Annotated in this window: 12 protein-coding genes; 7 read left to right on the top strand and 5 right to left on the bottom strand. The window is 39.2% G+C overall.

The window, feature by feature from the left end:
- Positions 1-118: 118 nt before the first annotated feature.
- Both A923_RS0100730 and A923_RS0100725 read right to left on the bottom strand, forming a co-directional pair.
- Positions 119-1,594, bottom strand: coding sequence for a diguanylate cyclase (locus tag A923_RS0100730; protein ID WP_017219716.1), 1,476 nt, complete (start codon positions 1,592-1,594; stop codon positions 119-121).
- 207 nt (positions 1,595-1,801) lie between these two features.
- Complete coding sequence (locus tag A923_RS0100725; protein WP_017219715.1) at positions 1,802-3,190, bottom strand: SLC13 family permease; 1,389 nt, start codon at positions 3,188-3,190, stop codon at positions 1,802-1,804.
- A 567-nt stretch (positions 3,191-3,757) separates the two neighbouring features.
- Between A923_RS0100725 and A923_RS0100720 the strand changes: the two genes are divergently transcribed.
- Both A923_RS0100720 and A923_RS0100715 read left to right on the top strand, forming a co-directional pair.
- Complete coding sequence (locus A923_RS0100720; protein ID WP_017219714.1) at positions 3,758-5,422, top strand: GGDEF domain-containing protein; 1,665 nt, start codon at positions 3,758-3,760, stop codon at positions 5,420-5,422.
- Between the two features lie 166 nt (positions 5,423-5,588).
- The gene (locus A923_RS0100715) at positions 5,589-6,344 is read left to right on the top strand and encodes a hypothetical protein (protein WP_017219713.1); all 756 of its coding nucleotides are present in this window, start codon (positions 5,589-5,591) and stop codon (positions 6,342-6,344) included.
- 88 nt (positions 6,345-6,432) lie between these two features.
- Here the strand turns inward: A923_RS0100715 and efpL are convergent, their stop codons facing one another.
- Entirely contained in the window at positions 6,433-7,005 is a 573-nt protein-coding gene (efpL, locus tag A923_RS0100710) for an elongation factor P-like protein EfpL (RefSeq protein WP_017219712.1), read from the bottom strand.
- 193 nt (positions 7,006-7,198) lie between these two features.
- A complete protein-coding gene (locus tag A923_RS0100705) occupies positions 7,199-7,795 on the bottom strand; it encodes a GNAT family N-acetyltransferase (protein WP_017219711.1) in 597 nt (198 codons plus the stop codon).
- Between the two features lie 337 nt (positions 7,796-8,132).
- Between A923_RS0100705 and A923_RS0100700 the strand changes: the two genes are divergently transcribed.
- The 3 genes from A923_RS0100700 to A923_RS0100690 all read left to right on the top strand — a co-directional run bounded on the left by A923_RS0100700 (position 8,133) and on the right by A923_RS0100690 (position 11,916).
- On the top strand, positions 8,133-9,869 hold the full coding sequence (locus tag A923_RS0100700) for a sensor domain-containing diguanylate cyclase (RefSeq protein ID WP_237716147.1): 1,737 nt from the start codon (positions 8,133-8,135) through the stop codon (positions 9,867-9,869).
- A gap of 244 nt (positions 9,870-10,113) precedes the next feature.
- Positions 10,114-11,154, top strand: coding sequence for an acyltransferase (locus tag A923_RS0100695; protein WP_017219709.1), 1,041 nt, complete (start codon positions 10,114-10,116; stop codon positions 11,152-11,154).
- 42 nt (positions 11,155-11,196) lie between these two features.
- Positions 11,197-11,916 carry a sulfite exporter TauE/SafE family protein gene (locus tag A923_RS0100690; protein WP_017219708.1) on the top strand — a complete coding sequence of 240 codons (720 nt, stop codon included), beginning with the start codon at positions 11,197-11,199 and terminating at the stop codon, positions 11,914-11,916.
- Positions 11,917-11,948: 32 nt separating this feature from the next.
- Here the strand turns inward: A923_RS0100690 and A923_RS0100685 are convergent, their stop codons facing one another.
- Complete coding sequence (locus A923_RS0100685) at positions 11,949-12,404, bottom strand: HPP family protein (RefSeq protein WP_017219707.1); 456 nt, start codon at positions 12,402-12,404, stop codon at positions 11,949-11,951.
- Between the two features lie 95 nt (positions 12,405-12,499).
- On the opposite strand from A923_RS0100685, the gene A923_RS0100680 reads away from it, so the two are divergent.
- A complete protein-coding gene (locus A923_RS0100680) occupies positions 12,500-13,072 on the top strand; it encodes a TetR/AcrR family transcriptional regulator (RefSeq protein WP_017219706.1) in 573 nt (190 codons plus the stop codon).
- 325 nt (positions 13,073-13,397) lie between these two features.
- On the top strand, positions 13,398-14,513 hold the full coding sequence (locus A923_RS0100675; RefSeq protein ID WP_017219705.1) for a DSD1 family PLP-dependent enzyme: 1,116 nt from the start codon (positions 13,398-13,400) through the stop codon (positions 14,511-14,513).
- The last annotated feature ends 209 nt before the right edge of the window (positions 14,514-14,722 follow it).

The following is a 14,722-nucleotide window of genomic DNA, read 5'->3' as shown; positions in this document are numbered from 1 at the left end:
GACGATGAATAGTAACGGTGAAAACCGACTGCCAGCATATCATAAATGGCTGACAGTCAAAATCATCGGGAGGTTAACAAATATAGCGAAGCACTGACTGACTCAGCAGCGTGAGAAACTAAGCATCCAACGGTTCATTACTACTAAAATCAGCATAGAGCACGCGATTCTTGCCCGCGACCTTCGCCGCATACAAGAGTTCATCAGCCTGTTTAATCACGCTTTTTATGGATTTAATTTGATCAATTGATGACGTAGTTACAGCCCCACCAGACAGGGTTACATGAAATTCAGTTTCGTCACTATAATGCGGTAAGTTAGCGACCGCATCACAGATACGTTCAAAGATATCGATTTGTTTATTGTCGTTGTTATACGCAATCAACAAACCAAACTCTTCCCCCCCAAGGCGAACTAACACGTCTTTATCACGGATCTGCTGCTTAATCGCTGTCGTAACACGAACCAGTACATCATCACCGACAAGGTAGCCATAAGTATCGTTAACATGCTTAAAGTTATCTAAATCGATAATCAAGAAAGAATAAAACTGATGGCGTTCGACATTTTTCAGTTTAGCCATAAAGCCGCGGCGGTTTAACAGTCCAGTCAAAGGATCATGGCATGATTCTCTCGCTAATATCTTAGACGTAATGCGTAGTTTCAAGGTATATAAGAACCAAGCAGCAAGGACAATGGCAACAAAATAAAACGTAATATCAACAAGACTGTTTTTAATTAAATATCTGAATTTATCACTCACACTGTCGGGCATAACCAAACGTAAATGCGTGTTGAAACCATCATAACTTAGCGGTTCACTGAGCATGCCAAGATCGGCACTCGGATTTTCGTCATTAATAATATCGAAATCAGAGTGAATACCGGCAACTAATTCTGCCCATAAGATATCCATGTTAAGCACACCATAGAAGGTCTTGTCCATGAAAATGGCAATCGAAAAAGTTAATACCTGTTTATTTAGATTCAGGTCTGCATAAGGCCCAGTAATGAAGATTTGATTACCGCGGTCTTCGACATCCACGTTCAATATTTTTTGCATATATGGTCGGGTAAATAGCGCTGTTTCAAACCCGTCACGTTTTAGCACTAAGCCATTATATTTCGGAGAGCTAATAACAAATTTATCCATCGAGATGAAATACAAGCTAATGACATCACTTGAACGTCCAGCAAGAAAGGTCATCATCGGTGCAATTTTGATGGTTTCTTTGATCTTATGATGAAGAGTAGAGTTTGCCTCACAGCCCGTTTTATCGCTGACAACTAAGAAGTTAGTTTCAAAGTCATACATTTGCTCACGCGTTGGCTTCTTCGCTATCTGGCAAATATCATCATCTGCATAGGTGAATGTTAGCTGGTTATCATCGATTAATTCAGCATTTGAACGGCTCAGCTGCGACATTCCATATTGAATCGCTTGCAGTTGATAAAACAACTCCCCTAAGCGTCGTTCTGCGATCTGAAATGATTGATTGAAGTTATCTCGTTGTTTTATTTCAGAGCGGTTAACCTGATAAGAAATGATAGCGCTAATGATAACAACTAAATAAAGAGTGACTCTAACTTTCACAATACATCCGTTAACCACATTTTTTATGCGGATTATTTTGGGATAGTGATGATATACCCATTCAATTGTTATTCCTAGCGTTAACAATGTAAGAGTATGTCACTGATATAGGATGTTAGCTAAAACTGTATATTAGAAGCGCAATATAGTAAAAACAAGGCCTCCCTAGAGAGTATAGTAGAGGCCTTGATATGATTAATTCATGTGTTATGACCAGAATAGCCAAGCCACGATTGACAAGATAAAGATACAAATCAAGTTAAGGTAGATACCGACACGCATCATCTCGGATTGCTTAATATGCCCGGTACTAAATACAATCGCATTAGGCGGTGTTGCAACCGGTAACATAAAGGCACAAGACGCCGCAATCGCAATTAATGCCGACAGCACGACGGGTGACATGCCCAGTACTTCAGCCACACCCGCAAACACCGGAATCAACAGTGCTGCACTGGCCGTGTTACTGGCAAACTCCGTCAACATGACCACAAACGCAACCACGGTTAAGATAACGATCACCATACCCGCCTGGGACAGTACATCACTCAGGCTTTCTGCTAAAAATACGCTGGTACCCGTTGCCTTTAAGATATTACTTAAACAAATACCACCACCAAATAACAGCAGTACGCCCCAATCCGTGGTTTTCTCGATATCCTTCCAGTTAACGACCCGCGCGACACCGACTAGAACAATCGCCATCAGTGCAACTAAGGTATCAAACTTCGAAAAACCACCGAGCATGGCATTAATCGGTTTACTGAATATCCATAAACTCACCGTCAACGAGAAGATAGCAAGGGTGACAATTTTACCTTTATCCCACGCAATTGGTTGATGGTCTAATTCAAAGACTTCATTCAAGTTAGGTTTCAATAACATGTACAGTACACCGACTGTCACTGGTAATAGGATTAGCGTAATTGGCACGCCGTAAGCCATCCACTCGGTGAAGCTTAAACCAAGGTGCGCTGCCGCAATCGCATTCGGTGGGCTGCCTACAATCGTGGCAATACCACCAATACTGGCGCAATAAGCAATACCGAGTAACACAAATACATAAGTATTGTGACCCGTTTTGGTATTCACTTTATTCAGTACACCCAGCACTAACGGCAACATCATTGCGGTTGTCGCGGTATTACTGATCCACATAGACAGACCCGCCGTTACGCCAAATAGCATAAACACAGCGACATCCATTCGACCTTTTGACAGCACCAATACTTTATCGGCAATGGCTTTATCGAGTTCTTGTCGATGTAAAGCAGCCGCAAGTGCAAAACCACCGAGGAACAAAAAGATAATCGGATTTGAAAAGTTATTGAGTGCCGTTTGAGTATTAAACACCCCAAAGACCACAGCAAGTACAGGCACTAAAATCGCGGTAATACTGACGTGTAAAGCTTCCGTTAACCACAATATGGCAATAAAACTGAGTATACTAAGCCCGAGCACTACGTCTTTTTCAAACGGTAAAAAGTTGTATAACAGGGCAAATAAAATAACATCTAAGATAATAATAATGCTGTTTTTATTTGTTAGCCACTCCATTGTGTTTGTGGGTAGCGGTAGACTTTCATTGTGGTTCATCTCGTTCCATCCTCCTAATGAATATGCATTTGCAAGTACTCCAATAGGGTTATTTTTACATACTATTTAATCAGATTGTTGTTATTCGGGCTAATAATCAGGGATGAAAGGACAGGAATATTCAATAAAGCGAGTTCACTCACAGTTTACATGGTTATTGCTATTTTTTAACCAGTAACGCTCAAATGAAAAACAAAAAATTAACACCGTTATATACATTTATTATGTAAATGAAAGTGTTCCTTCGACAAATATTTGACACCACATAGGTTAATATCACCTCATCATAACAATTCGTTCGCGCCATCATTGAGTTCCCGATGAACACACTCGCTTATGGATCGGTGAATGATACCGTAAATTATGATTACCCCACTTTCCATAAAGTAATTTATATACTGAGACAACCTTAACATCTTTAAGGTTGTTAAGTGCTTGTAATAAAAGAAATTGCATATAATACAGGCACTAATGACTATGTTACCGCATTGAAAACACAGCCATAAAGTGTTAGTTTAGCGCTATAATTTAATACCAATTTATTTTAATGGGATATTATCACTTTCAATGAATTTATCTTTATTTCGCAAGCTAGTGCTCTTTATTACAATGCTTGTTTCTTGCCACGTCAACGCTCTGGATACCGTTAATCTGGATCTAAGATGGGATCACCAATTTCAATTCGCCGGTTATTACGCCGCACTTGAGAAGGGTTATTACCAAGATGAAGGCATCAAAGTCAATTTGCGGGCTGGCTCTGCAAATAAAAATAATATTGACGAAGTTATTAGCGGCCGTGCCGACTTTTCAGTTAGCAACAGCGAACTTATTCTTGCACGCTTGCAAGGTAAACCGGTTGTCGCGCTATCAGCGCTATTCCAATACTCTCCAGAGATCTTACTTAGCTTAAAAAGCAGCGCTATTAATTCCCCCTCAGACCTAAAAAACAAGATAATTGCAACAAACAGTGGTCAACTAGAACCACATTTATTAACCATGTTAGAAATGCAGGGCGGCGCTCTAGGTAAATCCCTCTCGGTAATAAAAAAGTCTGACTTTGAGCTAGATTCGCTCATTACACGTAAGGTAGATGTGATAACGAGCTACTTAACCAACCAGCCTTATACGCTCAATAAAATGGGCATTGATTATAAAGTCATGGATCCGCAAGTATACGGTATTAATTTTTACAGTGATTTTCTATTTACCAGTGAACAATTCATTTCTAAAAACTATCGTTTGGTCAAGCGTTTTAAACGCGCTTCATTACGAGGCTGGGAATATGCACTGGCAAACCCAGATGAAATTATTACTGTCATCTTAGCTAAATATCCCACCTCTAAATCTGCAGCAGCCCTGCGTTATGAAGCGCAAATGATGGTCGCATTGATGCGTAATGATCTTGTCGAATTAGGTCATATAAACCCAGCACGCATTAACGCCATGGCAGAGTCAACGATTAAGTTCAGCGAGCAAAGTTATGACCTGACGACAATGGATGGTTTTCTTACCTCAACAGAAGATAAAAATATTCAACAGTTCCAATGGCGATTACGTTTTCTGCTCTTATTTTTCATTATTGCAGCCTGTATCATTGGCCTTTATTTTCGCTTGCATAAAAAATTGCGTCACGAAATCAAAGAACACCAATTGTTAACGCGTCAATTAAAGGCAGCTGTTAATACCGACCCACTAAGCGGTATATATAATCGTCGTAAATTTGCCAAATGCTACAAGCACGAAACAGAGCGTTCACTGCGCTATGGTGGTAAGTTTAGTATTGTCATGATCGACATCGATACCTTTAAGCAAACTAATGATACTTATGGTCATGAATTTGGTGATGAAGTCATTAAAAAAGTCGCGGGCATCCTTGCTGATGGCGTACGAGATATAGATACCTGTGCCCGTTATGGCGGCGAGGAATTTATCCTACTATTACCAAACACGGACGAATATGCATCTGGTATTTTAGCTGAGCGCTTGCGTAAAAAAATTGAACAATGTCTCTTTATCGCACCAAATAATGACACAGTTACGATCACTTGCTCATTCGGTGTCGCACAATTCCAAGGCAATTTAGACCCTACATCCCGTTTTGTCACACAAAGCAGCCAGCATGAAGGCACTATTGCCTGTGCCGATAAAGCCTTGTATTTCGCCAAGAAAAATAGCCGGAATCGTGTTTGTTATTGGACTGAGATCGCCGAAGCAGTGGATAAAATCGCATAATTTAAAATGTTATCGTATAGAAATATTAACTTTTTAACGAAAATTTGATGTGTAGCGTTGGTTTGGTCTATCTTAATGTGTAACATTCGACACTTGGGCCAGCATCCAGAATGCCTTGTATGTTAGTCAGTGTTTAATTTAATAAAGGATAGCAAGTTTGAATTTAATGTTCATTGAAATGGGTATTCTACTGTTTGTATTTTCAATGATTGTTTATGCAATTATCAGACAAACAAAAAAAATGATATCAACGAAAAAACGTAAAATTTTGTCGACATACTACAAACGTATAACAGACACCGAAGCGGTGTTAAAATATGCCACGCAGCTTTCTTTCAATACGCGTCTTATTATTCTATTACATGAACGCGTTATTTCATCACTGCATGCAGTTTTAGCCGTTGACCCTAAGCATGAACATGTAAAAAACAATATACATCACCATCGCAGTCGTATATCAACAGCCAAGATAACACCGCTAACAGGTATTTTTGTGGAACCTGCAGATGAACGTATCTCCATCGACTTGGCCCGTAGCATCTCTCGCCTTAAGGCTATATTACGTGATGAGTTAACAAACAAAAATATCACTTTAGAAGATTGCCTAGCTGAAGAAAAAAAGCTAGAACAGATACGTTTAAAATTACGACTGAGTAACTGCCTGGTTAAAGCAGAGCTATTCTTTAAGCAAGCGAAATACAGTATCACTGAAAAGATGTTAATCGATAATCTTGCGTTATTGGAATCGATTGAGGTGAAAGATGAATATCTCATCGACAAATTTAATAAGATGACTATTTTATCAAATAAAGCAAATTTTGAAGTGTCGTTGCTTGAACTTCAAAAAGAATCAGAAGAAACAAAACTAGATGAACTTACCTCGCTTGAGACCTTATTTGAGCAGCAACAAAAGCCTATGTAGATGTAGGTGTAGAAATCAAAATAAAAAGGCCCGTTATCTGCTTAAGATAACGGGCCTTTTTTAATAATAGTCTATTTTAAATAGGCTATTATTTATCTGCACGACTCATAAATTTATGGTCAGTCGTATTGATTTTAATTTTTTCGCCACTTGCGATGTATTCTGGCACTTGGATAGATAAACCAGTAGACATGATTGCAGGCTTAGTACGTGCACTTGCAGAAGCACCTTTAATTGAAGGGTCAGTTTCAGCAATAACCATTTCAACAGCAGAAGGTAGTTCGATTGATACAGGCTTGCCATCTACGATTAGCACTTGAAGACCTTGCGTATCTTCTGTGATGAATAATAATTCATCTGCAATTGCCGCTTTGTCTAAGCTGTAAGGTGTGTAGTCTTCGGTATCCATGAATACATACTCTTCGCCATCAGCGTAAGAAAATATAACTTGGTTACGTGTAAGATCAGCTAGGTTAAGATTGTCGCCGTCTTTGAATACTTCATCAATTTTTGCACCCGTTACTACATCGTACATGCGCATGCGGTAGATACTGCCACCAGCACGACCTTGTGGTACTGAGCGTTCGATATCACGGATGATGTATACGCCATTATTATATTCAACAGCGGTATTCTTTTTAACTTCACTTGCCTTTGGCATTGTCGTTATTCCTAATAGTAAATAGTGTTATAGAAAATAGCATAAAGGCTAAATCAGACCAAGTGCTGCAACAAGGAAGCGCCGACTTCTTCACCATTTTTAACCACTTTATTGTATTACTAAACAAATAAAGCGAATCCTGGTCGTCTTGACCAGCGATGTTCAATCTTCTATTGCTGAGTCTGATACGCAATTAACGATTCATCTTATAACTTAAACTGTGTTTTACCATCGGCCATTCATGATCTATGATTGAAAACACCACAGTATCGCGATAGAAACCATCCTTACCTTTTGTATGGTTACGCAATACCCCATCCTGCTTAGCACCTAAACGCGCGATTGCAGCACGCGAAACATGATTATGCCAATGGGTGCGAAATTCTGTCGCGATTACATTTAACTGTTCAAACGCATGTTGCAATAACAAGTACTTACACTCTGTATTTGCACCGGTCTTTTGATAGCGCTTCGCGTACCAGGTATAACCGATTTCAACACGATCATTTTCAGGCGTTATATTACATAATCGTGTCGATCCGATAATGTCACCCGACTTATTATCCAATATGGCAAAAGGTAATGCTTTACCCAATGCATGATCATTCAAGGCTTTTTCGATATAGCCGTCGATGGTGTCTATAGACGGTACACTGGTAAACCATAAATCCCACAAGTTACCATCCGCTGCGGCGTCGATTAATGCACTCGCATGTTTTCGTTGCAACGGAATAAGCGTCACTTTACTACCAACCAGTTTGGTTTCTTCTAACCACGTATGATGATCCATATTCAATATTCCTTCAAATTGTTCCACAAGCGATCTGCCTTATAAACAAGGTAATACCAACGACAAATAAACATAAAAACATAAAAACATAATTTATTCACAAATAGGTAGTTAATCTACATTAACACTAGCCATCTAATTAATATACATAGCATTTTAGAAAATATCGGAATATATAAATAGGCTTTAACCATATTAATGTGTATGATTTTTTATGGATTTATTGTTAGCCTTTTATCTCGTTTTAAATGCCATTTACATAGTGAATGTATTGACTTAAAGTGCTGTTACCAGTTTGAATAATAGATAAAATAGACTCGTTCTTCTAGGTTATATAATGAAAAGAAATGTAATAAGTAAAAAATGGATGTACTTCCCAATTGTCAGCATGTTGATTTCTACAATCATCGGGTTATTTATCTTCAATTTAACACTATCAAATTGGATAGAAGAAAAAATAGAAGCGGGTTTAGCAAGTGAAATAACGCGGATCACCCATAAGCTGCAAGCCTCAGACTTACCTTTTAACGATCTTGAAAAGCTTGATATCTACATCAAAACAGACATCGAGTTAAACCGTCAAAATCACATTACCTTAGTGGCGTTTGATGGTACCGTTTTAGCTGACAGTGATATTTCATTAGCTGAAGTAATGGACCTTGAAAATCACCTTAATCGTAAAGAAATTATAGATGCTAAAAATAACGGTCATGGTACAACGACCCGTTTTAGTACCAGTCGCTTTAAAGACTTACTTTACTCAGCAAATGCATTCTCTTACAAAGGTGAAAATTACATCCTGCGTGTTGCTACGCCGCTAACACGTATCGAATCGATGGCCGATGAATTAATGGCTATTTTGGCATTGCTAATGACCATTAGTTTAGGCTTAGTGACAGCATCGACCTTGCTTAGTAGCAAATTGATGAACCAACAAGTGCAGCATGAAAAATACTTACAAGAAAGCTTGATTGAACAACGTACTTTAGAAATTGAATTATTACGTCGTCTGACAAATATGCTAGCGGCTTGTAATTCGATTGATGAAGCACAAATGATTGTCGAGGATATCATCCCGCGTATCTTAGGTGATGTGAATGGTGTTGTATCGCTAATCCGTTCATCTCGCAATCAGCTATTAGTCAAACTAGACTGGGGCGGCGCTTGGCCAGGTAGTAAAACTTACGCACCTGAAGAATGCTGGGCATTGCGTAAAGGTAAATTCCACCTAGCGAATGATAAATATACCACGTTACCTTGCTCGCACATGGCAGAAGTGCAAACAGATTGCCCTGAAGCAAACCAAACACTGTGTATTCCACTTGTTGCGCACGGTAATACCATTGGTATGATGCACCTTTACTCTGGTGACAAAGATCTAACCGATGAGACACAACAATTAGCCTTTACCGTTGCTGAGCATTTAGGCTTAGCCCTTGCTAACTTGAACATTCAAGAAAAACTACGTGAGCAGGCAATTAGCGATCCATTAACTGGTCTTTATAACCGTCGCTACTATGAAGAAACAATTAACCAAGAGCTAATGAGAGCCAAACGTAATAAACAAGAGCTGTCATTGTTAATGCTCGATTTAGATCACTTCAAGTTGTTTAATGATAACTATGGTCATGACGCGGGCGATTACGTGCTTAAAACCATTGGTTCTCTGCTTATTGAGTCGATGCGCGGTGAAGATACGATTTGTCGTCTTGGTGGTGAAGAGTTCATCATTATTTTACCAGAGACAGGCATTGAAGCAGCAAGAACAATTGCCAACGCACTATGTAAGTCTATCAATGGTTTACATTTAGCGATGAAAGATTTGTCATTAGGTAAACTCAGTGTATCGATTGGTATTTCGACTTATCCGATTAATGGCATGCAGAAAGATGAATTAACCAAGCTTTCTGATGTGGCATTATATGAAGCGAAAGAACGTGGTCGTAATCAATCTTGTCACTACAGTGATTTAATCATCATGGGTGATGACTTAGACCTAAAGACCATTAAGCCAACTGAAAAAGTGATTAAACAAGATAATAAAAATCTAGAAACACACGTGATAGATATCTAATCTTGAAATGGGGGCCTTCGGGCCCTTAATCCCCCGCTCACCAGTCATAGCCACTACCCCATCATATATTACCACCACACATTGCCTGCTAAAATTGTCCGCTAAAATTATCTCGCCAAAAAACATCAGTAGACGGCACTAGCCTATTTCTCTAATATGTTTATTTTATATCGTATTAACATATAGATATTATAATTAAAGCACCACAATGTGACTGCCAATTAATTTAATAAGGAATTTATTTATGGGTCAAGAACGTCCTTCTATCTTTTATATCGACTTTCTTCGATTTATTGCAGCTTTTGCTGTAATAGCTATTCACGTACTGGGTCCTTTTCGCTTTCTATATGGCGATATACCGAATTCTGACTGGCTAGCCGCGAGTGGTATTAATAGTGTGACTCGCTGGGCAGTACCAGTATTCATGATGATCACCGGCGCGTTATTATTATCCACAGAACGTGCTTTCAATTGTGAAGATTACTTAGTTAAGCGTCTATCCAAAGTGGCTGTTCCTTTCATCGGTTGGACATTAATTTACGCTGTCATTGGCGGTTTTATGGTTAATGATTTAGTCACTAGCACTTGGTCTGTTAGCGAAACTATGAACATTATCTCTAGCGCGCCGAATGATCCTGTTTGGTATCATCTGTGGTTTTTCTATGACTTCATTCCCCTGTATTTTGTGATCCCTTTGCTTATTCCACTATTGAAAAAAGCCACGCCTGAGTTAATCAAACTGTTGTTAGTCGCTTGGATGGTACTGTTTTCAATGAAGTGGCTAAAGGTTGATAGCTTTTTACAAGAAAACTTAATTTTGTATACTGGTTACTTAATTTTAGGTTGGTATTTGTTTAATCGAGATAACAAACCGCAGTTAAAATACTGGGTGATTGCAGGTATCAGCATGCTCGTATTTAACTTCTTCGGTACTTGGCAGTTAGCGATAGATACAGGTAAATACAGTAGTTTATTCATGGGTTATAAAACCCTTAATACTGTTTTGATTGGTGGCATGCTGTTTGTATTGGCACAAACTTATGCCGATAATATTCAAGGCAAATTAAGAGCCTTGGTACTCATTATTTCAAAATACAGCTTGGGTATTTACTTACTTCATCCACTGCTATTAATTCCGGTCAGACAGCTAGACAACGGCTTTTACAGTGCCTTTGGCAGCAACTGGTTAGCGATACCAGCAATAACGCTAGTGACGATGATACTTTCATTAATGTGTACGATGATGTTAGTTAAAATACCAGTGATAAGGCGCTTAGTACCGTGATCTTAGGAGATATAGGTATACTTGTTGATAGGAATAGACGTTTTGTCCATTGAATATATTTTAGGGATAGCGTCGTTCTTTACATCTGTGGTTGCTGGTGTGCTGGGGTTTGGTGGCGGCATGTTGCTGATTGCCCTGCTCCCGTTATATTTACACCCGAGCACGATCATTCCGATTCATGGTATTACTCAGCTAGCCAGTAACTCATCGCGTATGCTTTTTTCCATTAAAGACGTGCAGTGGTCACTGTTACCTCAGTTTCTCGTTGGTTCCTTGGTCGGTACCATACTCTTTGGCTTATTACTGGTTAATATCTCAAGCACTTATATCCCTATCGCCATTGGCACCTATATCCTGCTAAACCTATGGAGCACGCGCTTTGCGGCCTTCATTAAAAAATATGAGAGTTATTATATTATTGGTTTATTGCAGACAGGTTTAGGTCTTATCGTTGGTGCAACAGGACCAATAGCAACGAGTGTATTAACCAAACAACTCACTTGCAAGAACCAGATAATAGCCACCAGCTCGATGTTCATGAGTATTAGTCACGTGGCTAAAATAGTAGTATTTGGCTTCATTGGATTTTCATTTTTTGCACACACAAGCTTACTCATTTACATGGTACTAGGCTCAATCATCGGCTCATATGCGGGCACTAAATTACGTAGTCTCGCAAATAATAAACACTTATTATTCATCATTAAACTATTACTGAGCCTATTAGCGATAAAAATGATTGCTGCGGTGATCACTCACTAACGAACAGGAAGTAATGTCAGCATATTTCTTTATTACGTTTCTTCGAAGTACGCTAATCTCAATTTATTTAATACTAACCCTAAACCAACAATTACGCATGCTCCAATCAACACAGGGTTAAATAAGAATGCCCAGCTTTGACCGGTGAGCATAATGAGCATTGGGTTAGCCCCAGCCGGTGGATGCGTTGTATTTGTTAGTAACATAACAGTAACCGCTAACCCAGTTGCAAGCGCCAGAGACCAAGGCGCGATGCCTACATATTCAACAAACAATACACCGATTAACGCCGTTAAAAAATGACCAACAATTACATTTCGGGGCTGAGCAAGCGGACTTTTAGGCACTCCAAACACCAAGACAACGGTGGCACCAAAGGGCGCCATTAACCACAATGTTGAATTAGTAACAGTGTCTAGATACGCCAAAATACCTATAGTCAGCGTTGCAAATGCTCCAGCAATAAACGGAAAGACAAATTTATTCATACAACCTCCTCTCTAAGTAGACCACTCTGTCTACACACTATGGTAGACAGAGTGGTCTACATGTGTCAACATATTTAATAATTAAGGAGCTATTCATGAATGAAAAAAAATTAATATTAATTCAAACGGCCTTATCGCTTTTTTATACTCATGGGATTAATTCTGTCGGTATTAATGAAATATTGAAGCAATCAGGTATCGCGAAGAAAACGCTATATAATCATTTTTCGAGTAAGGATGAGCTTGTTTTAGCCACTTTGATATATCGAGATAACATTTTTAATCAATGGTTTAAGGCTACCCTTGATAGTGAAGTGTCAGGTGAAAAATCCATACTCGCAATGTTTAATGGGTTAGATGAATGGTTTAATAACGCGGTGCCAGAACTGAGCCAATTTAGAGGTTGTTTCTTTATCAATACCGCGGCTGAATACAGTGAAGCCGACTCGCCAATACGTCAGTATTGTCGTGCACATAAACAAGAAATAAGATCATTTATAAAAAACAAAATTAGTTTATTTATAGACGATTCTGAAGAAGCTAACACGCTTACGGACATCATTTTCATGCTGAAAGAAGGGGCGATTGTTTCAGCGTTAGTCGAAGGAAATAACAATGCCGGAAAAGCATGTATCCCCGCTGTAACGAAACTGCTAAGTCTAAACTGACCTCTCATTCTCAATTTATAGTAACGTTAGCATCAATAATGCTATCTTCGAATTTGCAGACTAACTCAGTAACAGCTTAAGCACTGCCAGTAACTTAAACACGACTCGCGACATCAATAATTCAACATTTCCAGGGGGGATATCAGATGGCACACTTGAGCTTATTAAGGAACAGTTTTCCTCATCAATTCCAACTGTAGAATTGCCAGAAGCGGAAGGCTCGTTCCTAGAATTTTTGTTCGAGTTATGCTGAAATAATAATTAACCTCAATCACTTTCATAGTAGAATGCGGCAAAAGCTAAACCGTGATTTAAGGGATGAACAGTGATTGGAAAACATAAATTAGAATTAGATACACCCTGTCTGGTTATCGACAAGAACAAGCTGATGAATAACATAGAAACAATGCAAGCGTTCGCAACAGCAAAGTCGAAACAGGTTCGTCCGCATGCTAAGACACACAAATGCGTTGAGATTTGTCAGCTACAACTTGATGCCGGTAGCATAGGTATATCAATTACTAAACCGTCTGAAGCGTATGAACTCGCCAAAGCCAAAATTAGACATCTGCTAATTACGTCGCCAATTGTCACTAAACATAAATTAGCGACCTTAGCTAAAATCCTCAAGTTGGCACCAGAAACAATGCTCGTCGTTGATTCTAACGCTAACTTAACTCAGTTAAACCAATTGGGCTGCGAGCTTAATCTCAGTATTAACCTGCTCATTGATATTGACGCGGGTATTGGTAGAACGGGAGCATCCTTTGAAGCGGCGTTTGGTTTAGCGCTTGCAGTTCACCAGCATAGCAATACTGTACTTAAAGGCATTCAGTGTTATGCAGGGCATTTCCAACACATTGTTGATAATGACGAAAGAAAACAAGCGTCAGCAGCACTATTGAATAAAGCGGGCAAGCTAAAGCAAGATATAGAGCATGCGACAGGTTTAGTTAATCTGATCCAGTCAGGCTCAGGTACTGGTACCTATCAAATAGACAGTGATATAGCCTCTGTGACCGAAATACAGCCCGGTTCATACTCCGTAATGGATCAGGAGTATTTCGATATCGAATATAGTGTAGGTAATAGTGCAGATAATAGCGTCGGTCATTTCCAACCTGCAATGACGTTACTAACCAGTGTTATCAGTGCCAACCATTCCACGCATGTAACCGTAGATGCGGGCACGAAGGCCTTGTACAAAGAAACGACTCATCCACAAATCATCAGTCATGATGGTCTTAAATATGAATGGCATTATTTTGGTGATGAGCACGGCAAAGTATCGGGTGACAACTTACCTAACGTCGGTGGCATGATTGAAATGATAGTACCGCACTGCGATCCAACCATTAACCTGCATGACAAATTCTATGTTGTTGAAGATGACATTGTTGTCGAGGTTTGGGATATCGCCCTGCGTGGTAAACTCGCGTAATGATTTATGCTTAAACGAGCCTTTTATTAGCCGACATGACATTAGTCAATTACTTGAGTAAAACACTTGGTTATAGTGACTGGGTATTTTGCTTAACACTAAATTAATCGAAAAGAGGATATTATTATGAGTTGTTGTGGTGGCTGCGGCGGACAAGATCATGAAGAAACTAAAAAAGTTGAAGAAACAGAACAAGATTCAGAGTAGTT

It is taken from the genome of Moritella dasanensis ArB 0140, from assembly GCF_000276805.1.
In the GTDB taxonomy this organism is placed as follows: domain Bacteria; phylum Pseudomonadota; class Gammaproteobacteria; order Enterobacterales; family Moritellaceae; genus Moritella; species Moritella dasanensis.
The sequence above is the reverse complement of the archived record's forward strand: the minus strand, read 5'-3'. Positions and strand labels throughout refer to the sequence as shown.

Coding starts and splice junctions, on each gene's coding strand:
- A923_RS0100695 (WP_017219709.1), top strand. CDS start 10,114: ATGGGTCAAGAACGTCCTTCTATCTTTTATATCGACTTTCTTCGATTT.
- A923_RS0100700 (WP_237716147.1), top strand. CDS start 8,133: ATGAAAAGAAATGTAATAAGTAAAAAATGGATGTACTTCCCAATTGTC.
- A923_RS0100685 (WP_017219707.1), bottom strand. CDS start 12,404: ATGAATAAATTTGTCTTTCCGTTTATTGCTGGAGCATTTGCAACGCTG.
- A923_RS0100725 (WP_017219715.1), bottom strand. CDS start 3,190: ATGAACCACAATGAAAGTCTACCGCTACCCACAAACACAATGGAGTGG.
- A923_RS0100720 (WP_017219714.1), top strand. CDS start 3,758: ATGAATTTATCTTTATTTCGCAAGCTAGTGCTCTTTATTACAATGCTT.
- A923_RS0100680 (WP_017219706.1), top strand. CDS start 12,500: ATGAATGAAAAAAAATTAATATTAATTCAAACGGCCTTATCGCTTTTT.
- A923_RS0100715 (WP_017219713.1), top strand. CDS start 5,589: ATGTTCATTGAAATGGGTATTCTACTGTTTGTATTTTCAATGATTGTT.
- efpL (WP_017219712.1), bottom strand. CDS start 7,005: ATGCCAAAGGCAAGTGAAGTTAAAAAGAATACCGCTGTTGAATATAAT.
- A923_RS0100705 (WP_017219711.1), bottom strand. CDS start 7,795: ATGGATCATCATACGTGGTTAGAAGAAACCAAACTGGTTGGTAGTAAA.